This is a genomic window from Saccharopolyspora montiporae (assembly GCF_015209505.1).
GTDB classification, from domain to species: Bacteria; Actinomycetota; Actinomycetes; order Mycobacteriales; family Pseudonocardiaceae; genus Saccharopolyspora; species Saccharopolyspora montiporae.
In genome coordinates this window covers 228,869-254,993 of the sequence record NZ_JADEYC010000009.1, presented here as the reverse complement: position 1 = coordinate 254,993, position 26,125 = coordinate 228,869, and the positions used below count along the sequence as shown (strand labels likewise).

The following is a 26,125-nucleotide window of genomic DNA, read 5'->3' as shown; positions in this document are numbered from 1 at the left end:
CCGGCCCCCACCGGATCATTCCCGCCCGGGGCTCATTCCATGCGCCTGCGGCTCGGCCACAGCGGACCGGTCAGCCGGGGACCGGCCATCCGCCGCTCCAGTCGGCCCAGCCGGGTGCGCACCGGGCGGGCGAGGTACTCGCCGAACACCACGCCCGCGCCGAGCGCCAGCCCGGTGGCCACCGCCAGCATCAGCGTGGTCGCACCGACCGGGTTGCCGAGCACGGACAGCTCGTACAGCCCGCGGTAGGTGGCCAGACCGGGGAGCAGCGGGGCCACACCGGACACCGCAACGACCAGGCCGGGGATCTTCAGCCGCCGGGAGACGATGCCGCCGACGAACCCGACGACGGTGGTGGCCACCGCGGCGGAGAGCACGCTGTGCGCGTCGACCGCGAGCATGATCGCGTTGACGGTGCCTGCCAGCGCACCGCCGAACCCGGCGACCACGAGCGGTCGCGGCGGTGCGTAGCTGGCCAGCGCGAAGCAGGCCGAGGTGGACGCACCGGCCAGCGTCTGGATCGGGATGTGCAGCGCGGTCGATCCGGACACCAGGCCGCGCCCGACGTCTTGCCCCTGCAGGCCGCCGAGGGCACCGCCGCCGAGCTGGGTGCTGATGTAGAGGGCCAGCACGACACCGGCGATGAGCCCGGCCGACATCAGCGCCAGTTCGGCCAGCCGGCCGGCCGCGGTGACGTTGTAGCCGGTGATCGCGTCCTGCATGGAGCCGACGACGGTCATCCCGGACAGCAGCACGATGATGCAGGAGGCCACGGCCAGGCCTGGTGCGGCGCTGCTGAGCCAGCCCATCGAGTAGAAGACGAGCGCCACACCGGTGGCCAGCGCCCCGCCCACCATCTGCTGGAAGAAGAACGGCAGCGCGCGCTTGTTCAGCCAGCGGCCCACCCGGTCCACCAGCGCGGTGGCCAGCGCGGCGACCACGGACAGCATCAGGTCCTGGCCGCCGCTGAGCAGCACCGCCAGCGAGGCGGCCATGCCTGCCCAGGCCAGCGTGGCCACCCAGCGCGGGAACGGGTGCGGGGCGCTGGTGATCCGGTCCAGTTCCGCGTAGGCGTCCGAGGCGGAGACCTCGCCCGCGGTGATCCGGCGGAGCAGTTTCTCCACCGCGTCCAGCCGGGTGTAGTCGCTGGACCGGTTGCGCACCACGCGCAGCGAGGTGATCGGCGGCAAGTCGGTCCCGCGGAAGCAGGAGACGGTGATCGACGTGTAGATGACGTCGACCTCGCAGTGCGGCAGGCCGTAGGCGTTGACCACGCCGATGATCGTGGCGGTGACGTCCGAGGCGCCCGCGCCGCTGGCCATCTGGATCTCGCCGATGCGCAGACCCAGGTCGAGCACGAAGTGCACGGTCGACTCGTCGGGCAGCTGCGGCCCGATGACGGCGCTGCGGGTGCCCGGTGGAAGCGTCAGCTCCGGGTCGCGCCGCCGCAGCACACCACGGGCGCGCTGCGTGATTCCCACGGCTCGCCGTCCCTCCTGTTTCCCGCTCTTGTGCGCGGGTCGGTCTTCGTGATCGTCCCCTCGGCCATCGGTGGTCATAGGCAGTCCGTTGCATCCGCCGTTCATGGTGTCCGTCACACGCCGCGCGCCTCGTCCCGGCGGCGCCCACCATCGTCCGCCGACCCTCCCGGGAGCGCTTGCGCGGGTGGGTCGGACCGCTTCGATCCCGGCGCGCACGGCCGCTTACGATGTCGTGGCGCACATCGGCCGGTAGCGGCCGACCGGTGACGCGCAGTGCCGCTGTAGCTCAGTTGGTAGAGCGCCCGCCTTGTAAGCGGATGGTCAGGGGTTCGAGTCCCCTCAGCGGCTCCAACGCTACATGATCTCGGTGCGCGTCCGGGATGACCGGACCGGGCGATCGCGCCGGTGCTGATCGCGAAAACCCTTCGCGCAGCCCGGGTGTTCCGAGCGGCGCGCTCGGGTACGCGGCGGGCGTGCGGGTGCCGTGGCACACCGGCCGACCGGTGACCATCACCGATGCCCAGCCCGCGTTCGACGTGGAGCAGCGGCACCGCAGGCGCGTGTACGCCGTGTTCATGGTGCTGCACCTGGTTGGCTTCGTGGCCGCCGCGCTGCTGGTGCACATCTGGTGGCTGGCGGTGCTGATCATCGCGCTGACCGGACCGTTGCCGTGGGTGGCCGTCGTGGTGGCCAACGACCGGACCGCCGTGCGGGGTCGTGCGCCGGGTCGACCGCCGGACGGTTCGCGGCGCTGATCCGCGGTCCGGGCACCCGATTCGCGCAACAATTCCGGGCGAGCGCGGCGGGATCTTCGGGGCTTGCTCGGCGATCTTGCCGAGAAAAGGCGTTCCCGCAGGTCAGAATAGGTATGTCCGCAATCGGGACGTGAATGCGGCAGCACATCCGTAGCACCGCCCGGAAGTGCGCGGCAACGTTCGTGTAGTGCTTCTCACGGGAGAATCGGCATTTCCCCAGGTAGTCGGGCCGATAAACGCCGCGAAGCCTGACGGATTACCCCGCGTTCTGTTAAGTTGGGTCAGCATGACCGGCGACAAACCGAGCCATAGAAGCGAACGAAATGGCACAAGCGGTTCAGCCGGGCGGTTGGAGATCGAGGCTCCGGTCGTCGCGGACGGCCCGGCACTGCACCGGATCACCCGTGATTCGGGCGTGCTCGATGTGAACTCGCCCTACGCATATTTGCTGTGGTGCAGGGACTTCGCGCACACCTCCGCGGTGGCACGCACCGACGACGGGGTCGTGGGGTTCGTGACCGGATACATCCGGCCGGACGCCCCGGACGCGGTCGTCGTCTGGCAGATCGCCGTCGATGCTTCCCAGCGCGGTGGTGGCGTTGCCCGACAACTGCTGTCCCACCTGGTCGACCGGGTGCAGCCGCGCGGCGTGCGCTACCTGGAGACCACGATCACCCCGGACAACACCGCGTCGATCGGCCTGTTCTCCGCGCTCGCGGAGAGCCGGGGAACCGGCATCGAGCGCAGCGAGCTGTTCACCGCCGACCTGTTCCCGGACGCGCACCTCGGTGAGGACCTGTACCGCATCGGCCCGTTCCCGGCTGCCGGACCGTGATCCGCGCACCACGGAGCCATCACCCGCACCAACGCACCTCGATCGCACAGCGCCGGGCGGCGCCCCGCAGGAGCGGCAGCGCCCGGACGAACGGAGGATCGTGAACGACATCTTCGCCACCCACGAATCGGAAGTCCGCAGCTACAGCAGAACCTGGCCCGCGGTGTTCGACCGCGCCTCGGGCAGCTGGCTCTACGGCGAGGACGGCACCCCGTACCTCGATTTCTTCGCCGGCGCCGGCGCGCTCAATTACGGGCACAACAATCCGCTGCTGAAGCGGAAAGTCCTGGATTACATGGAGCGGGACGGGGTCACGCACGGCCTCGACCAGGCGACCTCGGCCAGGCGCGAGTTCCTGGAGACGTTCGACGAGAAGGTGCTGCAGCCGCGCGGGCTGAACTACAAGGTCCAGTTCCCCGGGCCGACCGGGACCAACTCGGTGGAGTCCGCGCTCAAGCTCGTCCGCAAGATCACCGGTCGCGAGTCGATCATCAGCTTCACCAACGCTTTCCACGGCATGACGCTGGGATCGCTGTCGGTGACCGGCAATTCGATGAAGCGCGGTGGTGCGGGCATCCCGCTGGTGCACGCCACGCCGATGCCCTACGACAACTACTTCGACGGGCAGTACCCGGACTTCCTGTACTTCGAGCGGCTGCTGGAGGACAGCGGCAGCGGTCTCAACGAGCCCGCCGCGGTGATCGTGGAGACGCTGCAGGGCGAGGGCGGCATCAACTCCTCGCGCCCGGAGTGGCTGCGCGGCCTCTACGAGCTGTGCCAGAAGCACGGCATGCTGCTCATCGTCGACGACGTGCAGATGGGCGTGGGTCGCACCGGCCCGTTCTTCAGCTTCGAGGAAGCCGGTATCCAGCCGGACATCGTCTGCATGTCCAAGTCCATTGGCGGGTACGGCATGCCGATGGCGGTCACGCTGATCAAACCCGAGCACGACGTCTGGGACCCCGGCGAGCACAACGGCACCTTCCGCGGCAACAACCCGGCGTTCGTGGCCGCGTCCGAGGCGTTCCGGCAGTACTGGAGCGATGACGTGCTGGAGAAGTCGACCATCGCCAAGGGCGAGCGGGTCGGCGCGGTGCTCGACGAGCTCATCGCCGAGTTCCCCGCCGCGGGTGGCGTGTCCAAGGGGCGCGGTCTGGCCCGGGGTCTCGGCTTCGAGGACACCGAGGTGGCGGGCAAGATCTCCCGGGCGTGCTTCGACCGCAGGATGATCGTCGAGACGGCCGGGCCGTCCGACGAGGTCGTCAAGATCATGCCGCCGCTGACGCTCAGCGACGAGGAGCTCGAACAGGGCCTGCAGATCCTGCGCGACTCGGTGCGCGCCGTGTTGGCCTGACCGGAGCAGGCGGCGATACTGCTCCTGCCAACGGCCGCTGGCCGATCCACATCCGCGAGACGTTCAACCAGGAGGAAATGTGTTCGTCCGGCACCTGTCGGAGGTCGAAGACACCGAGGACGACATCAAGACCGAGAACTGGCGCAGCAAGCGCATCGTGCTGGCCAGGGAGAAGGTGGGCTTCTCGGTCCACGAGACCACCTTGTACGCGGGGACGGTCAACGACTTCTGGTACGACAACCACGTCGAGGCCGTGTTCGTCACGCACGGCGAGGGCGAGGTCGAGGACAAGGCCACCGGTGAGGTGCACCAGCTCGCGCCGGGTTCGCTGTACATGCTGAACAACCGGGACAAGCACCAGGTCCGCCCGCGCACCGAGATGCGCACGGTTTGCGTGTTCAACCCGCCGGTGACCGGCCGCGAGGTGCACGACGAGAACGGCGTGTACCCGCTCATCGTCGAGGACTGAGCCTCCGCAGCGCGCACCCCGTCCGGTGATCCGGGCGGGGTGCCGTGCGTTCGGGGCCCGGCCGAGCCCTGCTCGCGACCCCCGCCGGCTCTGCTCGACCCGTGGCTCCGCTCGACCGGTGGTTCAGGCCAGGCCCAAGTAGCGGCGTTCGTTGAACTGCTCGCCGGAGCAGGAGGCGCCGAGGTCGTGGCCGATGCGCTCGATCACGTCGGCCAGTTCCAGCCGCGCGAGCCACTGCCGGGGCAGTACCGGCGTCCCGTGCCGGGCGCCGAGCAGGAATCCGGTCACCGCCGCGGTCGAGTCCGAGTGCCCCGAGTGATTGGCGGCGAGCCGGACGGCGTCGGCGAACTGCTCCGGTTTGGCCACGGCCAGCGCGCAGTAGACCCCGATGGCCAGGGCTTCCGGGCCGATCCAGCCTTGACCGAGCCGCTCGATGTGCCCGACGCTGGCGCCGAGCCGGGCCAGCGTCGCGGCCTCGGCCAGGGCGGCGGCGGTCTCCGAGTCGTCACGCAGCACCCGGCCCGCGGCCTGGTCGACGGCAGCGGGCAGCCGGCGCCCCTGCACCGCGGTCAGGTGCACGATCAGCGCCATCGCCCCTGCCGACGCCCAGCCGCCCACCGCGCCGTGCGTGAGCGCCGCCGACTGGCAGGCCAGCCGGTAGGTCATCTCGGGGGTGGGCGCGAAGCCCAGCGGTGCGCTGCGGTCCACACCGCCGCAGCCCTTCGAGCTGTTCCGCGGCCGTTCCGGTGACCCGAGCTCCTCCTCCTGCAGGGCGCGCAGGCTGGTCAGCCCGGGGGAGCGGTTGGCGAAGAGCTCGGCCTCGGCGAGCAGCCCGGTTGCCGCGCCCGGCGGCCGGTCGTCCTGCTGCGTGGTCAGCCAGCGCCGGTAGGACGCGGCCAGCGCTTCCACCGGTTGCCAGGCGCCGCCGTTGTTGCCGGTGGTCCAGGCGTGCAGGTAGCCCTCGCCGGTGAACAGCGACATCTGGGTCGAATCGCCCAGCAGGGCCTGCGGCGGGGGTTCGGTGACGCCCTGCTCACCGAACTCGGCCCGCACGTCGGAGAGCTGCGCGAATTCGATGGGCGTGCCGAGCGCATCGCCCAGCGCGCCGCCGAGCAGGCAGCCCACGGCACGATCGACCACTGTGGACGGGGTGGGCACAGGTGCGGGTCTCCTTCCACAGTGGTCCGCAGAACGGGTGATCGACGTGTCCCCGACCCTACTTGCCGCATCGTGGGCCCGGGAGGTGTTCGGACCAACCGCTCCCGGCGGGTGCCGCAGTCCGGCCGCCGAACCGGGGAACGCGGGGAGCCTCCGCCTGGGCCGAACGGCCCGATACCGTCGGGAGGCGGTGGACGTCGGCGGATCGGTGGCCGAAACTGTCCGGGTCCGGCGGCTGTGCCGGGCTCGGAGCGAAGTGGGGGAAAATGCGGTCGCCGGACAGCTCGGCCACTGCGGGAGGTGCCGGCTTCGAATTCCGCGTGCTGGGACCGCTGGAGGTCCGCCGCGACGGCGAGCCGGTGCCGTTCGGCAGCCCGCTGATGCGGGCGCTGCTGGCTTGCCTGGTGCTGGAACCGAATCAGGTGGTCTCGGTGGACCGGCTCGTGGACAACATGTGGGACGGGGAACCGCCGACCACCGCGCGCACCATCATCCAGGGATACATCTCCCGTCTGCGCAGGACTTTCGGCGCGGACGGCCCGGTCATCGCCACCCGCTCGCCCGGATACGCGCTGCAGGTGGACAGCGACCGGATCGATGCGCACCGCGCGCGGTCCCTGATCAACAACGCCCACCTGCTGCCCGCCGACGAGCGGTCCCGCGCGCTGTCCGAAGCGCTGGCGCTGTGGCGCGGGCCGGTGCTGTCCGACCTGGAGGGCAGCGGTCTGCACCAGGTGGTCGGTCCGAACCTGGACGAGCTGCGGCTGCTGGCGGTGGAGGAGCGGGTGGCCGCCGATCTGGAGCTGGGCAGGCACCAGCAGCTGGTGCTCGAACTGCCCGCGCTGGTCGACGCGAACCCGCTGCGCGAGCGGTTGACCGGGCAGCTGATGCTGGCCGGCTACCGGGCGGGCCACCGGGCGCAGGCCCAGGCGCGCTACCACGCGCTGCGCGAGCGGCTGTCCGACGAGCTCGGCATCGACCCCGGTCCGCAGCTGCGCGAGCTCTATGAACGCCTGCTGCGCGACGACGAGCGGCTGATGGACCTGGAGCCGGGACGCTCGGCGCCGGTGGTGCAGCGGCCGGTGCCCGCCGAACTGCCGCCGGCGCCATCCGGATTCGTCGGCCGCTCGCGCGAGCTGTCCGCGCTGGACCGAATGCTGGCCGAGCGCGCCTCCGGGGCGGCCGGGCCGCTCACCGTGCTCACCGGGACCGCCGGGGTCGGCAAGAGCGCCCTGGCGCTGACCTGGTCGCACCGGGTGCTGTCCGAGTTCCCGGACGGTCAGCTCTACGCCTCGCTGCGCGGGTTCGATCCGGAGCGGGCACCGCTGGCTCCGGGCGAGGCGTTGACGAAGCTGCTGAAAACCCTGGGTGTGGCCGGGGATTCCATTCCGGTGGAGGTCGACGACCGGGCCGCGCTGTACCGCTCGCTGCTGGCCGAGCGCCGGATGCTGGTGCTGCTCGACGACGCCCGCGATTCCGATCAGGTCCGTCCGCTGCTGCCGGGCAGTTCGGCCTCGCTGGTGCTGGTCACCAGCCGGCGGCGGCTGGACGGCTTGGTGGTCGGCAGCGGTGCCCGGGTACTGCCGCTGGAGACGCTGCCCACCGAGACCGCGATCGAGCTGCTGGACCGCACCGGGGTCCCCGGCAAGCCCGCCGCCGAACCCGCGGCGGCCGCCGAGCTGGCCGAACTGTGCGACGGGCTGCCGCTGGCGCTGCGCATCGCGGCGGCGCGGATGGCGGCCAATCCGGTGCGGCGCGTCGCGGACCTGGTCGGCGAGCTGACCGATGAGCGGAACCGGTTGCAGGCGCTGGACATCGACGACGCGAACACCAGCGTGCGGCGCGCTTTCGACATCTCCTACCGCAGCCTGCACCCGCTGTGCGCGGACATGTTCCGGCTGCTGGGCCTGGTCCCGGGGCACACGTTCACCGTGCACGCGGTGGCGGCGCTGTGCGGCACCGACGTGTCCAGCGCCCGGCGGAGGCTGCGCGCGCTCGGACTGGCGCACCTGGTGGGCGAACCGGAACCGGGCCGCTACGGGATGCACGACCTGCTGCGGGTGTACGCGCGCAACCTGCTGGCCGATCCCTCCGAGCAGGAGCACGGCGAGCGCTGCGCGGCGCTGCGCCGGTTGCTGAACTACTACCTGGTGGCCGCCGACCACGCCCGGCGCTTCCTGCGCCCGGCCCGCGACGACCTGGACTTCTCCGCCGACGCCACGGTGACCCGTCCGGAGGTGCACGACCGGGACGACGCGCTGGAGTGGTTCGACGCCGAGTGGCCGAACCTGGTCGCCGCGGTGCGCGCGGCCAACGCGGAGGGGCTGCACGAGCTGTGCTGGCCGCTGGTCCGGTTGCAGTTCAACTACCTGATGGTGCGCTGCCCGTGGGAGGACTGGATTCGGATCTACACCGACGGCGCCGATTCGGCCGGCGAGCGCGACGACCCGGGCGGGCGGCTGCTGATGGCCGCCGGTCTGGGGGTGGCGCACGCGCGCTCCGGCAGCCCGGAGGAGGCGCTGGCGCACTACGAGGAGTCGTACCGGATCGCCGCGCTGCTGGACGATCCGTCCGCGCTGGCGATGACCCGGGTCAACATGGGCAGTGTGCTGTACCGGCTGGAGCGCTACGCGGAGGCCCAGGTGCACTGCCAGGAGGCGCTGGACGCGTACCGCCTCCTCGGGGACCGCTACTTCGAGGCCGGGGCGTTGAACAACCTCGCACAGGTGGAGCAGGTCAACGGCGAGCTGGAGTCGGCCCTGGCGCACCTGCGCGAGGCCGAGGCGATGTACCGCGAGGCCGATGATCTGGACACCCTGGCGATGGTGCTGAACAACTGCGGCGAGGTCAGCATGGAGCTCGGGCTGGCCGAGGACGGCAGGCGCTACCACCACGAAGCGCTGGACGTGGCACTCAAGTGCGGGTCGGCGCTGCGTCAGGCCGCCGCCTACCTGGGGCTCGGCGATGCCGCCTGCCGCAGGGGAGACCGCGAGGTGGCCCGGACCCGGTGGGAGACCGCACTGGCGATCTTCGACGCCGAAGGGTCGCCGCGGGCCGCTGAAGTGCGCGAACGCTTGCGCGGAACCGGAGCTGCCGGCGTTTAGCGTGCGTTTAGCGCGTGTCCAGTGACGCTTGGGAACGTGTGTTCAGTGCGGAACAGCCGTGCACGTTCCGCACTGCAGGGCGGCTCTGGGGGGAGTCCGCAAGGGGGGATCGCCGCCCGGTCGTCCCGGCCGGAACTCGTGGCCGGCCGGGACGACGCACCGGGGGCGCGGTCCGCCGAGGTGCTGCTCGCGGACCCGGCGAGTGGGGGTGAGTGCGGGCTTTCGACCCGATCGGGGAGGGCCGGGCCGGGAGTCCGCACTTCGTCCCGCCGGAGCTGGCAGGCGTTCGAGCTTCAGAGGCGTTCGAGCTGGGGACGCTTGGGACGGCGGCCGTCCCCGCTGGACACCCCGCGGAGCCGGCGGCCGATCCACGGCGCCAGGTGCTCGCGGGCCCACTTGATGTCCTGCGCGCGCTGCTCCCGCCACGGGACGTCCGCGGTGTGCGGCCACTTCTCGCGCCAGTCCGACCCGGTCGGCACACCGAGCGCCTCGCAGGCGCGCAGCGCGACCCGCCGGTGCCCTTCCGGGGACAGGTGCAGCCGGTCGGTGTTCCACGCCCGGGAATCGCGCAGCACGTTCATCGACCACAGGTCGACGACGTGGCAGTCGTGCTCGTCGGCGATGGCCCGCAGATGCGCGTTGTAGGTGCCGACCTTGCCGCGCACCCGGCGCAGCACCGGGGTGTCCCGGGTGTCGAACCCGGTGCCGATGAGCACATCGGCACCGGTGGAGCGCAGCGCGCCGACGGCGTCCCGGAACAGCGTGGCCACCAGGTCCGGGTCGGTGCCGGGGCGGATGATGTCGTTGCCGCCCGCGGTGAGCGCGACCAGGGAGGGGCGCAGTTCGACGGCCCGCGGGACCTGGTCGGTGACGATCTGCCGGATGAGTTTGCCGCGCACCGCCAGGTTCGCGTACCGCATGGCCGGGTTGTCCCGCGCCAGGTGCTCGGCGAGCCGGTCGGCCCAGCCGCGGTAGCCGCCGTCCGGGCGCAGGTCCGCCATCCCCTCGGTGAAGCTGTCGCCCAGCGCGACGAAGCTCTCCCACTGCGGTCCGCGGCTCGTCGGCTCCGATCCCATGGCGGCGTCCTTCCCGGTGGCGGTTCGATCCGGGACCACACTGGCGCTCGGGAACTGACCTACGCCACCGAAGGTTGCGGCTCAGTGATTAACGGCACTGATCAGTCTAGCAATTTTGTCCGGTTCACCTGCGCGCTCGCGACCCCACCGCGAGCGGACGCGCGGACCGGGCGCAAACCGGTGTGCGTTGCGGGCAAAACGGGGTCGGCGATCTCCCGCGGCTGCTAATGTCCTCCGACGTGACAGATTCGGCGAGGGGGTGCGCAGTGTTGCGATCGTCGCAGGTTACGGGGCTGGTGATGGTTCCGGTGCGGGTCGTCGTTGATCGGTTCGCCGCTGCGCGGCGGGACGGATGAGCGTCGGCGTCATGCGCAGTCGCAGTCGTCCCGGAATGCCGGGCGCGCACCACTCGGATCGTCGTGGAGAGCTGGGGGAATCGTGACGTCACCGCAGAATCCGGCGTCCGCGCCGGGGCCGGCCGAGCCCGGGGGGACCGCCCGGCCCGGGACTGCGGGCCACCACCGGCCCGGCGCCGAGCAGGGCCCGCCGCCGGTGGGTCCGAGCTCGCCGCCGGGCGGGCAACCGTTACCGCGCGGGCCGCGCCCGCCCCGCTTCGACCTGCGCGCCGAATTCGCCGCCATGGCAGCGGATGTGCATCCGTTCGCGCTCTGGGAGCGCATCGAGCAGCTCGGTGGCCGCTTCGACCGCGAACACGGGGCTCCGCCGCCGCCCGCGCGGCCCGCTTCGGCTCCGGCCCGCCCGGAGAGCAGGCGGCCCGCCGCCGGTGCGGTGTCCGCGCTGTCCGGTGAGCTGGGGGCGCCGGAACCGGACCCCGCTGCGCGGCCGCCGGAAGCTCCCGCCGAGCCGCCGCCGCCCGCGGGACCGTCGGCGGGCCGCCCGCAGCACCGGGACCAGCAGCTCGGCATGGCGGGATCGCTGGACGCCGAGCTGCAGCAGCCCGCGCCGCCGCCCGCTCCGCCCGCGGGTCCGCCCGGTGCGCCCCCCGTCGCCGGTGCGCCCCCCGTCGCCGGTGCGCCCTCCGTCACCGGTGCGCCTCTCGTCCCCGGGCCGCCCAGTGGTCCGCTGCCGCAGCAGCCGCCGCTTCCCGCGCCTGCGCCGGGCGGCCGGGAACTGCGCGACCCGGCCGGTCCGGTCGAGCCCACCGACCTGCCCGCGGCCGAGGTGTCCGCTCCTGCCGGGGCCGACCCGGTGGAATCCGGTGGCCGGCACGGCGGTCGGCACGAGTCCCCGGACGGCGCCCCGGCCGCACGCGATGAACCGGGAGCCGGCGAGGAACCCGCTACCGGCGAAGACTCCGGTACCGGCGAAAACCTGCCGGTCGGCGGCGATCCGTCTACCGGTGGCGCGGAACACCCGACCGGCCCGGAACCTCCGGCTCCGCCGGACCGAGGCGGGTACTCGCCCGCTCCGGGCCGCGGTGCGCCGCCCCCAGGCCGCGCGCCGCACCCGGGATCCGGTCCGCTGCCGGTCCCGTCCGCCCCCGACGGCACCGCCGGTGCGCCGGGGCACCCCCCGGGCCGCGCCAACCGGGAGAACCCGCCGCCGGGAGCCCCGCCGCGGCCGCCGGTGCCCCCGCAGCAGCCGGGCCCGCACCCGGGTTCGGCCCAGCACCCGGGTTCGGCCCAGCACCCGGGGGCGACTCCGCCGCCCGGCGTGCCGCAGCCGCCCCGTCCGGACGGCCCGCCGAGCGGTCCGCTCCCCGCGGGCCCGCCGCAGGCGCCGCCGCCCGCCGGCAACGCGCCGCAGCAGCCGAGCGACCCGGAGCCGGAACCGGACCGCTCCACCGCGCGCCCGGCCCGCGCTCCGAAGTTCGCGCAGCGCAGCGACGGCGGTTTCGGGCCGATGGGATCCGGCAGCCGCGCGAGCGGTTCCGCGCGCCTCGGCTACGGGCGCAACGCACCGCAGTGGACGGCGGAGGACGCCCGCGAGGAGCGCCGGGACGATTCCGAACTGCGCAGCGGGTCCGGTTACCGGCCTGCCGAGGGCAGCGCCGCGATACCGCAGTTCCTGGTCGAGGCGAACGACCTGTGGGAAGAGGAGGACGGCGAGAGCCGGCTGGCGTCCCCGCCCGTGCTGGGCGAATCGCCGGGCGGGTTCCGCGACTTCTGAGACCCGCGACTTCTGACGTCCGCAACCCGGACCGGATCGCGCAGCGGCGCGGGTCCGCTCCGGCGAGGTGCTGCCGATCGGCCCCGCGCCGGCGGTCCTACTGGAAAGAGCCTGTGATGGTGGAGACGATCACCCTGTCGATCCCGGCGGTCGACGTGCTCGGCGAGCAGCTCAACCTCGCCGTGCGGCAGTACCCGTTCGAGATCCCGCGGCTCGGGGAGGGCCCGGAGGACCGCAGCCGGCTGGCGCACCAGGTCTGGCAGGAGCTGGAATCCGCGGGCCTGGCGCGGTCCGGGCGCCCGGAGCCCGAGGTGGAGGACGCGCTCTACCTGCTGTGCAGCTCGGAGGTGTCGATCGCGGCGGCCGGGCTGTTGGACGTGCGCGCCGGGCAGCGCCTGGCCGCGCGGATTGTGGCCACCGGCGAGGTCGGCGTCGTCGGGGTGGTGGAACCGCGGGGGCTGCGGATGAGCTTCGTGGCGCCGGACGTGCTGCCGCGGGCCGCCGCCGACCTGTTGCCCGACGCGCCGACCGGTTCGGCGCAGCCGGTGCGCGCGGTCGCCGACCGGTCCGCGGGGCCGCCGTCCGATGCGGCCATCCACGGGCTCGCCGAACTGCGGGCGATCACCGGCCGGCCGAAGTTCCGGCTGGGCCACTTCGCGGTCACCGGCATCGACCGCGGGCGCCGCGGTGATCGGCTGCCGAACCTGGTGTGGTTCGACAACGACCGTGGGCGGCATCTGCTGCAGGGCGAACGCAGCGATACCGAGGACGTCGTGACCTGCGGTCCCGGCGACAAGCGGGAGGTCGCCGACCGGCTGGCCGGTCTCGTGGACCGGGCGCGCGACCGCGGGTGACCCCGGTTCCGGGAGTCAGTTCGAACACGGGTGGGTGCGTTCGGCGAAGCCGGTAAGGCAGTCTGGATCGTGTGAAGCAGCAGGATCAGGATCCCGGCACCGGCACGGCCACCGGTGACGACCGCGCGTCGTTCATGCAGCTGCTCGGCGGGAAGGAGAGCGCCGTCGATGCCAGCCTCCCACCGGTGGCGTTCGGCGTCGGCTGGTTGCTGTTCGGCGAATCGATCCCGGCGGCCAGCCTCGCGGCGGTCGTCGTGTCCCTGCTGATCGGCGCGTGGCGGCTGTCCCGGCGCGCCCGCCCGGTCGCGGTGCTGGTCAGCCTGCTGTTCGTGCTGACCGGTGCGCTGATCGCGCTCTACACCGGCGATGCGGTGGACTTCTTCCTGACCAGGCTGGTCAGCAACGCGCTCAGCGCCCTGGGCTGGATGATCAGCATCGGCCTGCGCTGGCCGCTGCTGGGCATCATCGTCGGCGCCGTGCTCGGCCAGGGGAAGCGCTGGCGCAACGACCCGGACCTGCTGCGTGCGTACAGCCGGGCGAGCTGGGTGTGGGTGGGCCAATACGTGGTGCGCCTCGCCGTGTTCATCCCGCTGTGGGCGATCGGTGCGGTCGTTCCGCTGACCGTCGCGCAGCTGGTGCTCACCTGGCCGCTGGTCGCGGTCTGCGTGCTGGGCAGCTGGTTCGTGGTGCAGCGCTCGCTGCCCGCCGGCCACCCCGGTCTGCGGCACCCGCAGGACGGCACGGCCGCGGACTGAGCCCGATGTGACAGCGGCCGGGTCGGCCGCGCAGAATGCGGGACATGTCTCTGGGCTCCGTGATCACCGCGATCGTCACTCCGTTCGACGATCAGCTGCGCGTCGACGAGGATGCGTTCGTCGCGCTGCTGCAGCACCTGCGGGAGCGCGGTTCGGACGGCGTGGTGGTGTGCGGCACCACCGGTGAGGCGCCCACGCTGACCAACGGCGAGCACCTGCGGCTGATCGAGCTGGCGTGCGCCGAACGTCCTGCCGGGATGACCGTGGTCGCCTCGACCGGCTCCAACAACACCGCGCACGCCTGCGAGATGACGGCGCGCGCCACCGAACTCGGTGCGGACGCGGTGCTCTCGGTGACCCCGTACTACAACAAGCCGAACCGGCGCGGACTGGTGCGGCACTTCGGCGAGATCGCGCAGGCCACCGACAAGCCGGTGGTGCTCTACAACATCCCCTCGCGCACCAGTCTGCCCATGCCCAACGACCTGCTGGCCGAGCTCGCGCAGATTGAGCGGGTGGACTACGTCAAGCAGGCCGACAACGAGGCGATGGCTCCGGTGGACGGCCTGGGGCTCTACGCGGGCAACGACGACAGCTTCGCCACCGCGCTGGACCTCGGCGGGTGCGGCGGGATCCTGGTGGCCAGCCACGTGGTGGGTCCGCAGATGCGCCGGATGGCCGACGAACCGGAGCGCCGCGCGGAGATCGACGCCGAGCTCAAGCCGGTGTACGCGGCCATGGGGGTCACCACCAACCCGATCCCGGTGAAGGCCGCGCTCAACCTGCTCGGCCACCGGGTGGGCGCGCCGCGGCTGCCGCTGGTGGAAGCCGACGAGCAGCAGCTGGGCACGGTGCGCGCCGCGCTGGTCGGCGCCGACCTGCTCTGACGACCCGCCGCCGCTACCGCTCGGCGAGCCCGTCCGCGCCGGTCGCCAGCAGGCGGGCGTGCAGCTGATCCGGTTCCGCGGCCAGCTCCCGCGCGGCCAGCCACGCCGCACCGGCCGCGCCGGACCCCGCGGTGCGCACCGCGCCGGACAGCCGGGCGCGGACCGCCCGCTGCAGCGGTGCGTCCGGTGCCAGCAGGCCACCGGCCAGCACCACGGGCTCGGCCGGATCGGGTTCGAGCACGGCCACCGCGGCGACCAGTTCCTCGGCCGCGCGGGCCACGATCGCCCGCGCCGCCGGATCATCCTGCTGCGCCGCTCCGGTGACCACGGGCGCCAGTTCGGCCAGCGCGATCGGCGGGCCGGCGCCGGCCGCGGTGATCAGCGAGCGGCGCAGGTCCTCGACCGGTTCGTCGCCGAGCAGCCGGACGCGCACCCGATCGGTCAGCGCACCGGGCGGCTCGCGGCGGTCCAGTTCGGCCAGCGCGGTTCGCACGGCCTCCCTGCCCAGCCAGAACGCCGATCCCTCATCGCCGAGCAGCCAGCCGTGCCCGCCGGCGGTGCGGGTCAGCCGGTGGTCCTCGATCCGCCCGGCGATGGCGCCGGTCCCGGCGATGAGCACCGTCCCGCGAGGCAGCGGGGTGCCTGCCGCGAAGGCCACCTCGGAATCACCGGTCGTGCGCACCGGGCAGTGCAGCCCGAGCTCCGGCCAGATCCGCGCGAAGCGCTCGGCCGCAGCGGGATCCGCCAGCCGGGCCGAGCCGGCCATCCCGAGCACCACCGCGCGCACCGCGCCGGGGTCGGTCCCGGCCAGCGCTTCCCGGGTCGCGCGCGCGATCCGCTCGGCCGCTTCGCCGACCGGGTGCGAGTTCGGGTTGCCACCGCCCGACCGACCTGTCCCGCGCACCGCGCCGGACAGATCGGCCAGCAGCGCGCGGCTGGAGGTTCCGCCGACGTCCAGGCCGAGGACGAGCTCATCGTGCTGCACGCGTCCGTTCTACCTGGTGCGCGGCGGTCGGGGTGACGGCGGCGAACCGGGTGGTTGCGCACTGCTCCGTCCGGCGTAACCTGATGTTGCCCGCCTCACCCCGCCCCCTCGGTGAGGCGGGCCCTTCTGCGTCGGTGCCGAGGAGTCCGGTGCCCGGTACGCGGTCAGCGGGTTCGGGTGATCTTGCGCAGCCCGCGCGGGCTGTCCGGATCGCCACCGCGGTGCAGCGCGAGCCCGAGCGCCAGCCGCTGCACCGGCAGCACCTCCAGTACCGGGGCGACCTCCTCGGCACTGTCCGGCACCGGGATCCGGTGCGAGGCGCGCGCCGCGGCCGCGCCCGAGCCGATCGCGCACACCTCGGCCCCACGCTCGTGGATCGCCTGCAGCACCTCGCGCAGCGCCGCACCGCCCGCTCCCGAGCTGCACAGCGCCAGCACTGCGGTGTCCGCGTCGATCGCGGCCACCGGGCCGTGCAGCAGGTCCGCCCCGCTGTAGGCGCGCGCGGGCAGGTAGCTGGTCTCGGCCAGCTTGAGCGCGGCCTCCGCGGCGGTGGCCGAGGAATAGCCGCGACCGGTGGTGACCAGGTGCTCGGTGGACCGGTAGCGCTGCACCGCCTCCTCCACGGCGGCACGGCCGTCCCGCAGCGCGGCGGCGGCCAGGTCCGGGAGCCCGGCGGCGTGCTGCCCGGTGCCGCCGCGGACGGCGTCGATGAGCAGGTACAGCGCCAGCAGGGTGGCGGTGTAGGTCTTCGTCGCCGCGACCGCGTGCTCGGTCCCGGCGCGGACGTGCACGCCCAGCTCGGCGGCCTCGTCCAGCGGCGATCCCGGCGTGTTGGTGACCGACGCGGTCAGCGCCCCGCGTTCCCGGCCGGCTTCGGTCACCGCCAGCAGGTCCGGTGATCCGCCGCTCTGGCTGATCGAGATCAGCAGCACCCCGGTGAGGTCCGGCCGCGCGCCGTACACCGTGGTCACCGACGGCGAGGCCAGGCCGACGGGCAGTTGCAGCAGGACTTCGATGAGGTACTTGGCGTAGAGCGCGGCGTGGTCGCTGGACCCCCGCGCGGCCAGCAGCACGAAGCGCGGCCGGTACGCGGCGATACGCGCGGCCGCGCGCGCGATCTCCTCCCGCGAGGCCAGCAGGTCGGCGAAGATGTCCGGTTGCTGGTCGATCTCCGCGCGCATCCGCTCGCCGGGCGCGCCGGGTCGGTCGGTGGGCTCCCCGGTCATCGCGCACCTCCTCGCTCGGCGCGTGCTGATCGCGCTCGAACATACCGGCGCGGGCGGGTCCGGGCACCCGGCCGGCGCGCGGGAGGTGCTGCTCGGCGGGGTTGACCCGTGCGCGGGAACTGACATCGGCCGTTCGGGCGCATGCGTTAGCGACCGTGGGTGTACTCACCAAACCCCCCTGTCACGGAGAAACGGAGCGGCTCCGCGCGTTGGACGTCCCGGGAGAGACTGCGTTGCGAGTGCGTGGGAGCCATGAACAGCAGAGATGACAGGACGCGTCGGGACGGCGGTTCCGACGGGTCGGGGGAGGGGACCGGTACCGGGAGCGGCGTTGCGAAGTCCGAGGTCGCGACGTCCGACGTCGCGGAGGACAAGTCGCTGCGCAGCCAGGTGTCGATACCGCAGGTGTCCGGGGCCGCGCTGGCCTCGGTGACCGCGGCCTTCCTCGGTTCGCAGCTGGGCGTCGCCGGGACCATCGTCGGCGCCGGCATGACCAGCGTGATCATCACCGTCGGCGGGGTCCTCTACCAGCGGTCGCTGGAGAAGACCAAGGAGAAGGCGGTGCAGGCGAAGGTCAAGGCCCAGGAGAAGGCCAAGGTCCAGGAACGCGCCCGCGCCCACGGCAAACCGGGAGTCCAGGGCGGAGCTGCGGACAAGCCCGCCCGTCGTCCGGCGACCAGTGACGAGCCGGTCGCGACCCGCCGCATCGAGGTGGGATCGGGCATGCACTGGCCCGGCGGGGAACTCGTGGACGGACCGGAGCCCACCTCCCGCAGCGCACCGCCAGCGGCCCGCGCGGAATCCGGGCCGGATCGGGCCGGTGGCGAGGACACCCGGGTCGCGCAGGTGGCTCCCGATCTCACCCGCAAGCGGCGGGTTCGCGCCGTGGTGGCCGCGGGCACCTGCGCCGCGGCGTTCGCGGTGGCCATGGTCGTGGTCACCGGTTTCGAGGGCGTGACCGGCAAGCCGCTCTCCGGCGGCGACGACGGCACCACGGTCGGGCGGGTGCTGCAGCCGCGGCCGGAACCGGCCGAACCACCGGAACCCGAGCCCGAACCCGCGCCCGCGGAGACCAGCGAACCCAGCACGGCCCTGCAGACGACCTCCGAGCAGCCCGGCACGACCGCGCCTTCCAGCGGGCAGCAGCAGCCGACCGGGACGGGCACCCGGGAGCCGCAGCCCACCGGCAGCGGATCCGCGGACCCCAGCGGGTCGACGCAGCAGTCCAGCGGTGAACAGCGGCCCGAGGACCAGCCCGGCGGTCAGCGGCTCGGCGAGACGGCACCGCCCAGCGGCGCGGCGGGCTGATCCGGCAGGCGGATCACGCGAGCCGTTCGCGCAGCTGCTCCGCGGCGGCGCGCGGGTCCTCGGCCTCGGTGATCGCGCGCACCACCACGATCCGGTCGGCGCCGGCGTGCAGCACGTCGTCCAGGTTGTCCGGCCCGATCCCGCCGATGGCGAACCACGGCCTGCCGTGCCCGCGGTGCTCGGCAGCGTGCCGCACCAGCCCGGGGCCCGCAGCTTCCCGGCCGGGTTTGGTCGGCGTGGTGTGCACCGGGCCGACGCAGAAGTAGTCCACGCCGGATTCGGTCGCCGCCGAGTCGGCCTGCACCAGGTCGTGCGTGGAGCGGCCGACCGCGATCTCGTCGCCGAGGATGCGGCGGGCCTGGTCCACCGGCAGATCGTCCTGGCCGAGGTGCAGCACATCGGCCTCGGCGGCCAGTGCGACGTCCGCGCGGTCGTTGACCGCCAGCAGCGCCCCGTGCCGGATGCAGGCCTCGGCCAGCACCTCCAGCGCGGCCAGTTCCGCTGCGGCCTCCAGCGGCGCGCCTTCCGCGGACTTGTCCCGCAGCTGGATGATGTCCACCCCGCCGCCCAGCGCCGCATCAGCGAACTCCGCGAGATCGCCGCGTTCGGCGCGGGCGTCGGTGCACAGGTACAGGCGTGCCTCTTGCAGGCGCGTGCGGATGCCGAAGCCGTCCAAACCGGGCATGCCCCACAGGGTAGCTCCCGTCGCGCGCGGCGCCGGGAGATCTCGGTGCGTACCGGGGCAGGCGCCCCTGACGAGGGCGATCGTCGCCCGGTACGGTGGTCGGTGGTGAGCACGGGAGTCCGGGTGGCCGGACTGAGAGGGGGAGCGCCCCGACCGTCGAACCTGATCCGGGTCATACCGGCGCAGGGAGCGTGCAGTGAGCGGATTTCCAGTCGAACGCGTCGCCGTGGTCGGCGGCGGTGCCGTGGGCACCGCGGTGGCCTGGCGCGCCGCCGCGGCCGGGTTCCGGGTGTCGTTGATCGACCCCGAACCGGCTTCCGGCGCCTCGCACGTGGCCGGTGGCATGCTGGCCCCGATCGCCGAGGCCTGGCCGGGCGAGGAGGACCTGCTGGAACTCGGCGCGGCCTCGCTGCACCGCTGGCCGCAGTTCGCCGACGAACTCGCCGCCGCCGCAGGCACCCCGTCCGGGCTGCGCCGGGAAGGCACGCTCGTGGTCGGGGTGGACAGCGCCGACCGCGAGGAGCTGGACAACCTCGCCGACCACCTGTCCCGGCTCGGTCGTGAGGTCACCCGGCTGACCGGCCGCCAGCTGCGCTCGGCCGAACCGTCGCTGGGGCCCGCGGTGCGCCGCGGACTGCACGTGCCGGGTGATCTGGCGGTGGACAACCGGGTCGCGCTGGATGCCCTGCAGCGGGCCGCGCGCTCGGCCGGGGTGGAGTTCGTGCCCCGCAGCGCCGCCCGGGTGCGTCCCGGCGCCGTCGAGCTCTCCGGCGACCCCGGGGAAGCGGGCCCGGCGGAGACGGTGGACTGCGATGCCGCCGTGATCGCCGCGGGCGCGCACTCCGCGGAGCTGCATCCCGCGCTGCGGGACAAGATCCGCCCGGTGAAGGGCGAGATCCTGCGGCTGCGGGCCCGTTCCTCGGCGCTGCCGCCGCCGGGCCGGACCGTGCGCGGGCCGGTGCACGGCAGGCAGGTCTACCTGGTGCCGCGGGACGACGGCGGGCTCGTCGTCGGCGCCACCCAGTACGAGAAGGGCTTCGACACCGAGGTGACCGTGGGCGGGGTGCGCGACCTGATCGCCGACGCCGAGCAGCTGCTGCCCGGGATCGCCGAGTACGAGCTGACCGAAGCCGCGGCCGGGGTGCGGCCGGGAACCCCGGACAACCTGCCGGTGATCGGGTTCTGCGAACCCGGTGTGCTGGCCGCGACCGGGCACCACCGCAACGGCTTCCTGCTCACCCCGATCACCGCGGACGCGGTGGTCGAGCTGCTGCGCGGCGGCGCGCCCGCCGGGATCGCCGCCGCCGATCCGCACCGATGGGGAGGTCACCGGTGAACATCGAGATCAACGGCAACACGCACCAGGTCCCCGACGCGTGCACCCTCGCCGATGCGCTGTCCGCGCACCCGGTCCCGGACCGGGGCGTGGCGGTCGCGGTGGACGGTGCGGTCGTCCCGCGCGCCGACTGGCCGCGGAACGAGCTGCGCCCGGGTGCCCAGGTCGAGGTCCTCACCGCTGTGCAAGGAGGCTGACGTGGACGATCCGCTGGTGATCGCCGGACGCGAGTTCGGTTCCCGGCTCATCACCGGGACGGGCGGGGCGACGAACCTGTCCGTCCTGGAGCACTCGCTCATCGAGTCCGGAACCGAGCTGACCACCGTGGCCATGCGCCGCGCCGACGCGGGCGGCGGGCCGGGGGTGCTGGACTTGCTGCAACGGTTGGGCATCGAGGCGTTGCCGAACACCGCGGGCTGCCGCACGGCCGCCGAGGCGGTGCTCACCGCCCAGCTGGCCCGCGAAGCGTTGGGCACGCACTGGGTCAAGCTGGAGGTGGTGGCCGACGAGGACACCCTGCTGCCGGATCCGGTGGAGCTGCTCGACGCCGCCGACCAGCTCGTCGAGCAGGGCTTCGTGGTGCTCGCCTACACCAACGACGATCCGGTGCTGGCGAGCAGGCTGGAGGAGGCCGGGTGCGCCGCGGTGATGCCGCTGGGCTCGCCGATCGGGACCGGGCTGGGCATCCGCAACCCGCACAACATCGAGATGATCGTCTCCCGCGCCGGAGTCCCGGTGGTGCTGGACGCGGGCATCGGCACCGCCTCGGACGCGGCGCTGGCGATGGAGCTGGGCTGCGACGCGGTCCTGCTGGCCACTGCGGTGACCCGCGCGCAGGACCCGGTGCGGATGGCCGCGGCGATGCGCTCGGCGGTGGACGCGGGGCGGCTGGCGTCCCAGGCGGGCCGGATCCCGCAGCGCTTCTGGGCGCAGGCGTCCAGCCCGACGACCCGCTGAGCGCGGGTCAGCCGGCCCGCGTGCCCTCCGGCCGGACGAAGGAGAGCGCGTAGCTCTTCCACGGGTCGTCGTAGCCGAGGGTGCGGTCGATGGCGGCCCGTGCGTGCAGCGCGTTCTCCACCAGCGAGCCCGCCAGCAGCTCCCCGGCCGGGGCACTCGCGCCCGGCACGTCCGGGATCCGCGGGGCGGGCTTGCCGACCAGCAGGTCATCCGCCGAGGTCAGCGCCGGTGCGGCCAGTTCCCGCTCGTCCTGCGGGCGGAACGCCAGGGTCGCCACGTTCTGCCGCAGCGCGTCCAGGGCGATCGCCGCGTCCCGGGTGGACCGGCCGTCATCGGTCTCCTCCCCGGTGCCGTCCAGCAGTGCGGGCATCCCCAGCAGGTCCTGGGTGCGGCGCAGCGCGAGCACGTGCGCCGCGCGCAGGTCGGCGGACGGCGCCGGGATCTGCCCGCTGAGCCGCACGCTGCGCACCAGCTCGGAGACGGCCCACACCGCCGAGCGCACCGATCCGCGCACGTCGGGGAGCACGCTGCTGGGCAGCACCAGGTAGCTGATGAAGCCGACGAACAGCGCGATGGCCGCGCCCACCGCGGTGTTGGCCGCGAAGCTGATGCCCACGTTGATCAGCTCGCGGTCCAGCCGCAACGCCTGGTCGACGACGGTGATCGCGATGAGGCAGCCGAGCAGCAGCTGGTAGTCGCCGCGCAGCCGGTCGGTGCTCAGCAGCATCCCGGCGATCACCAGCGGGACCAGCAGGAACGCCCACGGCAGCAGGGTGATCAGCAGTGCCAGCGCGGTTACGCCGAGCACCGCGGCGCCGGTGCGTTCCAGCGCGCCGGTCATGCTGTCCCGCGCGGCGGGCTGCAGCACCAGGTACAGCGCGAGCAGCAGGCTGGACGCCGACGGGTCGTCCAGCAGCAGCACGACGACCATGCCGACGGCCACGGCCAGCGTGCAGCGCAGCGCGTGCCGGAACAGCGAGGAGCGCAGCGACAGGTGCGCGCGGACCGCGTCGGCGATGCGCTCGCGGCGGGCGCCGGGCTCCGGGGCAGGAACCTGACCCTGATCGCGCTGCACGACGGCGCCGCGCACCCGGTCCAGGCCGTCCCGGATCCCCTGCACCGCTTCCGGCAGGTCCTGCCTGCCGGCGCGCAGCAGCACGGCTTCGGCGGGGTCGCGCCGGGCCCGCACCGGCAGCCCGGAGCATGCGCGGGCCCGCACCGCGCGCGCCAGTTCCGCGGCCACCGCATCGGTTTCCGCGACGATCCGGCGCAGCCGGTCGGCTTCCTGCTCATCGCTCTGCTCGGCCTGCGCCAGCAGCGTCTCCCGGGCCGCGCGCAGCCGGGCCGCGCCGGCCAGCACCTGGCCGAGCCAGACGGTGCCGCCGTCGGCGCGCCACGCGGCGGCCGCGGTCTCCAGCACGCCGGGCCCGGGTTCCAGCAGCGTCCGGGCGACCGCGCCGCGGGTGGCCCGCCGCGGATCGGTGAGCCCGTTGACCACCCGCAGCGCGAGCCCGAACCCGGCACCGGCTGCGGCGGAGGTGAACAGCAGCCAGGCCGGGTCGCCCGCGCCGATGCCGGTCGTGGTGGCGACGATGGTCGCGGCCGCGATGGTCTGCCCGCCGATGCGGTAGTGCTCGCCCAGCGCGGGCAGCATCCCGGCACCGAGCACGACGACGGCCACCAGCAGCCCGGCCAGTACCGGGATCCCGCGGCTGAGCGGTCCGATCGTCATGACCAGCACCAGGATCGGGCTGAACCAGGCGAACCGGTGCAGGTCCGGTTCCAGCGCCTGCCCGCCCGCGGCCACCAGCGCGAACACCGCGGTGAGCCCGGCGATCAGCGCCGGGGTCTGCAGGTCGAGTGCGAAGCCGAACGCGGTCGCCGCCGCGACGGCGACGAGCACGGTCACCGCGAACTGGCGCTGCCGCGGGTCGGGGGCCCCGGCTTCCGTGGCGAGCCGACTCCGCATTCGCTTCCACACCGATTCAGCCACGGTCGTCGAGAACCCCGTTCCTGGTCGTGCGCTCGCGCGGCACCGCGCACGGACCGGTGCGCGGCGGGCGAATGGCGCTTCTGCCCGGCTACGTCGGGCCGCAGTACCACTCGGGTTACAGGTTAGGGACGAGAATCACTCGGTTGAAGCCACGTGGATGCGCTCCGCTATCGCACGGCCGGGTGGTTTCCGCCGCGCGGGTCAGATCGACCGCGGGCTGATCCGCCAGAACGTGGAGACCGGACCGATCCCGGAGCCGAGCGGGTAGGCGTGCTGCACGCTGCGGGTGACGAAGCGCTTGCCGGTGCGCACCGCGTCCGGCACGTCGGCGCCTTTGGCCAGCGCCGCGGTGATGGCGGCGGCGAACACGTCCCCGGCGCCGTGCGTGTGCTCGGTGGCGTAGCGCGGACCGGGCAGCTGGATGGCTTCCGAACCGTCGAAGAGCAGATCCACGCATTCCGGATCGTCCGCCAGGTGGCCGCTCTTGATGAGTACCCACTGCGGCCCGAAGTCGTGCACCGCCTTGGCCGCGTCGAGCAGATCGGTGCGCGAGTGCGCGTCCAGGCCGGTGAGCAGCCGCACCTCGTCCAGGTTCGGGGTGACCAGCGTGGCGCGCGGGAACGCCTCGCGGCGCAGGGATTCCAGCGCATCGGCGTGCAGCAGCGGTTCCCCGCTGCGCGAGGCCGCCACCGGGTCGACGACGAACGGGGTGCTGCCGCTGCGCCCGATACCGCGCCGATCGCAGGCGTCCAGCACGGCCTCGATCGTCGCCGCGGAGGCCAACACCCCGGTCTTGGCCGCGCCCACCCCGATGTCCGAAGCCACCGCGTCGATCTGCGCGGCCACCGTCTCCGGCGGCACTTCGAGCAGCCCGGTCACGCCGAGCGTGTTCTGCACGGTGACCGCGGTCACCGCCGTCATGCCGTGCACGCCGCTGCCGAAGAAGGCCCGCAGGTCCGCGTGCATCCCCGCGCTGCCACCGGAATCCGAGCCGGCGATGGTCAGCGCGGTGGGGGGTGCGGTGTCCGCGGCGGACCGGATCTCGTGCTCCTCGGCGCTCTCGTGCATCCCCGCCATCCTACGTCCGCGCCGAGGGGCTCCCCTCCAGGTCGCCGCCGGGTGGCCGGGCTCACTCGGCGAGCGGGAGGTTGATCCGCCCGCCGCCCGCGGTGAACTCCGCGGACTTCTCGCGCATCCCGGCCTCGATGGCGTCGGTGCTGGTCAGCCCGTGCTCCTGGGCGTAGCGGCGGATGTCGCCGGTGATGCGCATGGAGCAGAACTTCGGGCCGCACATCGAGCAGAAGTGCGCGGTCTTGGCCGGTTCGGCGGGCAGCGTCTCGTCGTGGAAGGAGCGGGCGGTGTCCGGGTCCAGTGCCAGGTCGAACTGGTCGTTCCACCGGAACTCGAAGCGGGCGGTCGACAGGGCGTCGTCGCGCTGCTGGGCCAGCGGGTGCCCCTTGGCCAGGTCGGCGGCGTGCGCGGCGATCTTGTAGCTGATCACCCCGGTCTTGACGTCCTCCCGGTTCGGCAGGCCGAGGTGTTCCTTGGGCGTCACGTAGCACAGCATCGCGGTACCGGCGCGGGCGATCGCGGCCGCACCGACCGCGGAGGTGATGTGGTCGTAGCCGGGGGCGATGTCAGTGGTCAGCGGGCCGAGGGTGTAGAACGGCGCTTCGGCGCACAGCTCCTCCTCGCGCCGCACGTTCTCCTCGATCAGGTGCAGCGGCACGTGGCCGGGTCCCTCGATCATCACCTGGGTGCCTCGGTCGCGGGCGATCGCGGTCAGCTCGCCGAGGGTCTCCAGCTCGGCGAACTGCGCGCGGTCGTTGGCGTCGGCGATGCTGCCCGGTCGCAGTCCGTCGCCGAGGGAGAACGTCACGTCGTAGCCGCGCAGGATGTCGCACAGCTCCGCGAAGTGCTCGTGCAGGAAGCTCTCCCGGTGGTGGGCCAGGCACCAGGCGGCCATGATCGCCCCGCCGCGGGACACGATGCCGGTGACGCGCTCGGCGGTCAGCGGGACGTAGCGCAGCAGCACCCCGGCGTGCACCGTCATGTAGTCCACGCCCTGCTCGCACTGCTCGATCACCGTGTCCCGGTAGACCTCCCAGCTCAGCCGGGCCGGATCACCGCCGACGGCCTCCAGCGCCTGGTAGATCGGCACGGTGCCCACCGGCACCGGGGAATTGCGCAGCACCCGCTCGCGGGTCTCGTGGATGCGGGAACCGGTGGACAGGTCCATCACGGTGTCCGCGCCCCAGCGGGCGGCCCAGACCATCTTGTCCACCTCCTCCTCGACCGAGGAGGTGACCGCGGAGTTGCCGATGTTGGCGTTGACCTTGGTCAGGAAGCGCTTGCCGATGATCATCGGCTCGGCCTCGGGGTGCTCGCGGTTCGCGGGTATCACCGCGCGCCCGGCGGCGACCTCCTCCCGGACCAGCTCGGCGGGCACGCCCTCGCGCACCGCGATGAACTCGGCTTCCGGGGTGATCTCCCCGCGTAGCGCGGATTCTCGCTGCGTGCGGTGCTCGGCCCGCTCCGGGCGGAGCGCGGGCAGCCCGCGGTGCACGTCGATACCGGTCCGCGCATCGGTGTACGGACCGGACGTGTCGTAGACGTCGAGGTGGCTCCCGTCGGACTGCTCGATGCGGCGGAACGGAACCGCCATCCCGGAATCGGTGCTGCGGTGCACTTTCCGCGATCCGCTGATCGGTCCGGTGGTCACCTTCGGCTGCACGTCGGCCACGGCCGTCCCCTCCCTACGCCGGCATTACCCGGAC

At 73.4% G+C, this 26,125-nt stretch carries 22 protein-coding genes, 1 tRNA gene and 1 riboswitch; of the genes, 14 read left to right on the top strand and 9 right to left on the bottom strand.

Features of this window, described 5'->3' with window-relative positions:
* Positions 1-32 precede the first annotated feature (32 nt).
* The gene (locus IQ251_RS06545; RefSeq protein ID WP_370591234.1) at positions 33-1,481 is read right to left on the bottom strand and encodes a threonine/serine exporter family protein; all 1,449 of its coding nucleotides are present in this window, start codon (positions 1,479-1,481) and stop codon (positions 33-35) included.
* Between the two features lie 275 nt (positions 1,482-1,756).
* On the opposite strand from IQ251_RS06545, the gene IQ251_RS06540 reads away from it, so the two are divergent.
* From IQ251_RS06540 to IQ251_RS06520, 5 genes are all read left to right on the top strand, one after another.
* Positions 1,757-1,832, top strand: a tRNA-Thr gene (locus IQ251_RS06540).
* 152 nt (positions 1,833-1,984) lie between these two features.
* The gene (locus tag IQ251_RS06535; RefSeq protein ID WP_370591233.1) at positions 1,985-2,236 is read left to right on the top strand and encodes a DUF3099 domain-containing protein; all 252 of its coding nucleotides are present in this window, start codon (positions 1,985-1,987) and stop codon (positions 2,234-2,236) included.
* A gap of 349 nt (positions 2,237-2,585) precedes the next feature.
* On the top strand, positions 2,586-3,071 hold the full coding sequence (ectA, locus tag IQ251_RS06530) for a diaminobutyrate acetyltransferase (RefSeq protein ID WP_228046202.1): 486 nt from the start codon (positions 2,586-2,588) through the stop codon (positions 3,069-3,071).
* A 100-nt stretch (positions 3,072-3,171) separates the two neighbouring features.
* Positions 3,172-4,425, top strand: coding sequence for a diaminobutyrate--2-oxoglutarate transaminase (gene ectB, locus IQ251_RS06525; protein WP_193927537.1), 1,254 nt, complete (start codon positions 3,172-3,174; stop codon positions 4,423-4,425).
* Positions 4,426-4,504: 79 nt separating this feature from the next.
* Positions 4,505-4,894 carry an ectoine synthase gene (locus IQ251_RS06520; RefSeq protein ID WP_193927536.1) on the top strand — a complete coding sequence of 130 codons (390 nt, stop codon included), beginning with the start codon at positions 4,505-4,507 and terminating at the stop codon, positions 4,892-4,894.
* A 123-nt stretch (positions 4,895-5,017) separates the two neighbouring features.
* Here IQ251_RS06520 and IQ251_RS06515 read toward each other — a convergent pair whose 3' ends face one another.
* Positions 5,018-6,052 carry an ADP-ribosylglycohydrolase family protein gene (locus tag IQ251_RS06515; RefSeq protein WP_193927535.1) on the bottom strand — a complete coding sequence of 345 codons (1,035 nt, stop codon included), beginning with the start codon at positions 6,050-6,052 and terminating at the stop codon, positions 5,018-5,020.
* A gap of 266 nt (positions 6,053-6,318) precedes the next feature.
* Here IQ251_RS06515 and IQ251_RS06510 point away from each other — a divergent pair, with 266 nt between their 5' ends.
* Complete coding sequence (locus IQ251_RS06510) at positions 6,319-9,156, top strand: AfsR/SARP family transcriptional regulator (RefSeq protein ID WP_193927534.1); 2,838 nt, start codon at positions 6,319-6,321, stop codon at positions 9,154-9,156.
* 293 nt (positions 9,157-9,449) lie between these two features.
* On the opposite strand, the gene IQ251_RS06505 is transcribed toward IQ251_RS06510, so the two are convergent.
* Positions 9,450-10,232, bottom strand: a complete 783-nt coding sequence (locus IQ251_RS06505) for an SGNH/GDSL hydrolase family protein (protein WP_193927533.1) — start codon at positions 10,230-10,232, stop codon at positions 9,450-9,452.
* Positions 10,233-10,871: 639 nt separating this feature from the next.
* On the opposite strand from IQ251_RS06505, the gene IQ251_RS20095 reads away from it, so the two are divergent.
* The 4 genes from IQ251_RS20095 (at position 10,872) to dapA (ending at position 14,858) form a co-directional block, all read left to right on the top strand.
* Positions 10,872-12,362 (top strand): hypothetical protein, encoded by a 1,491-nt coding sequence (locus tag IQ251_RS20095; RefSeq protein WP_193927532.1) that lies wholly within the window; start codon positions 10,872-10,874, stop codon positions 12,360-12,362.
* A gap of 116 nt (positions 12,363-12,478) precedes the next feature.
* Positions 12,479-13,216, top strand: a complete 738-nt coding sequence (locus IQ251_RS06495) for an ESX secretion-associated protein EspG (RefSeq protein ID WP_193927531.1) — start codon at positions 12,479-12,481, stop codon at positions 13,214-13,216.
* Positions 13,217-13,287: 71 nt separating this feature from the next.
* Positions 13,288-13,971: a DUF3159 domain-containing protein gene (locus tag IQ251_RS06490; RefSeq protein ID WP_370591232.1), complete on the top strand. Its 684-nt coding sequence runs from the start codon at positions 13,288-13,290 to the stop codon at positions 13,969-13,971.
* 44 nt (positions 13,972-14,015) lie between these two features.
* The gene (gene dapA, locus IQ251_RS06485; RefSeq protein WP_193927530.1) at positions 14,016-14,858 is read left to right on the top strand and encodes a 4-hydroxy-tetrahydrodipicolinate synthase; all 843 of its coding nucleotides are present in this window, start codon (positions 14,016-14,018) and stop codon (positions 14,856-14,858) included.
* A 13-nt stretch (positions 14,859-14,871) separates the two neighbouring features.
* Here the strand turns inward: dapA and IQ251_RS06480 are convergent, their stop codons facing one another.
* Together IQ251_RS06480 and IQ251_RS06475 are read right to left on the bottom strand one after the other, a co-directional pair.
* Positions 14,872-15,843 carry an N-acetylglucosamine kinase gene (locus IQ251_RS06480; protein WP_193927529.1) on the bottom strand — a complete coding sequence of 324 codons (972 nt, stop codon included), beginning with the start codon at positions 15,841-15,843 and terminating at the stop codon, positions 14,872-14,874.
* A 164-nt stretch (positions 15,844-16,007) separates the two neighbouring features.
* A complete protein-coding gene (locus IQ251_RS06475) occupies positions 16,008-17,069 on the bottom strand; it encodes an SIS domain-containing protein (RefSeq protein ID WP_228046201.1) in 1,062 nt (353 codons plus the stop codon).
* A gap of 252 nt (positions 17,070-17,321) precedes the next feature.
* Between IQ251_RS06475 and IQ251_RS06470 the strand changes: the two genes are divergently transcribed.
* Complete coding sequence (locus IQ251_RS06470; RefSeq protein ID WP_193927528.1) at positions 17,322-18,377, top strand: hypothetical protein; 1,056 nt, start codon at positions 17,322-17,324, stop codon at positions 18,375-18,377.
* 13 nt (positions 18,378-18,390) lie between these two features.
* On the opposite strand, the gene thiE is transcribed toward IQ251_RS06470, so the two are convergent.
* Positions 18,391-19,062, bottom strand: coding sequence for a thiamine phosphate synthase (thiE, locus tag IQ251_RS06465; protein ID WP_193927527.1), 672 nt, complete (start codon positions 19,060-19,062; stop codon positions 18,391-18,393).
* 101 nt (positions 19,063-19,163) lie between these two features.
* Positions 19,164-19,268, top strand: a riboswitch (TPP riboswitch).
* Here thiE and thiO point away from each other — a divergent pair.
* The 3 genes from thiO (at position 19,259) to IQ251_RS06450 (ending at position 21,355) form a co-directional block, all read left to right on the top strand.
* Complete coding sequence (thiO, locus tag IQ251_RS06460) at positions 19,259-20,398, top strand: glycine oxidase ThiO (RefSeq protein ID WP_193927526.1); 1,140 nt, start codon at positions 19,259-19,261, stop codon at positions 20,396-20,398. Its footprint overlaps the riboswitch before it by 10 nt.
* Positions 20,395-20,595: a sulfur carrier protein ThiS gene (gene thiS / locus IQ251_RS06455; protein ID WP_193927525.1), complete on the top strand. Its 201-nt coding sequence runs from the start codon at positions 20,395-20,397 to the stop codon at positions 20,593-20,595. The genes thiO and thiS overlap by 4 nt, the downstream gene beginning before the upstream one ends.
* Position 20,596: 1 nt before the next feature.
* Positions 20,597-21,355, top strand: coding sequence for a thiazole synthase (locus IQ251_RS06450; RefSeq protein WP_193927524.1), 759 nt, complete (start codon positions 20,597-20,599; stop codon positions 21,353-21,355).
* A 7-nt stretch (positions 21,356-21,362) separates the two neighbouring features.
* Here the strand turns inward: IQ251_RS06450 and IQ251_RS06445 are convergent, their stop codons facing one another.
* The 3 genes from IQ251_RS06445 to thiC all read right to left on the bottom strand — a co-directional run bounded on the left by IQ251_RS06445 (position 21,363) and on the right by thiC (position 26,091).
* On the bottom strand, positions 21,363-23,324 hold the full coding sequence (locus tag IQ251_RS06445; protein WP_193927523.1) for an FUSC family protein: 1,962 nt from the start codon (positions 23,322-23,324) through the stop codon (positions 21,363-21,365).
* A gap of 225 nt (positions 23,325-23,549) precedes the next feature.
* The gene (gene thiD, locus IQ251_RS06440) at positions 23,550-24,416 is read right to left on the bottom strand and encodes a bifunctional hydroxymethylpyrimidine kinase/phosphomethylpyrimidine kinase (protein ID WP_193927522.1); all 867 of its coding nucleotides are present in this window, start codon (positions 24,414-24,416) and stop codon (positions 23,550-23,552) included.
* A 61-nt stretch (positions 24,417-24,477) separates the two neighbouring features.
* Positions 24,478-26,091: a phosphomethylpyrimidine synthase ThiC gene (gene thiC, locus IQ251_RS06435; protein WP_193927521.1), complete on the bottom strand. Its 1,614-nt coding sequence runs from the start codon at positions 26,089-26,091 to the stop codon at positions 24,478-24,480.
* Positions 26,092-26,125 lie beyond the last annotated feature (34 nt).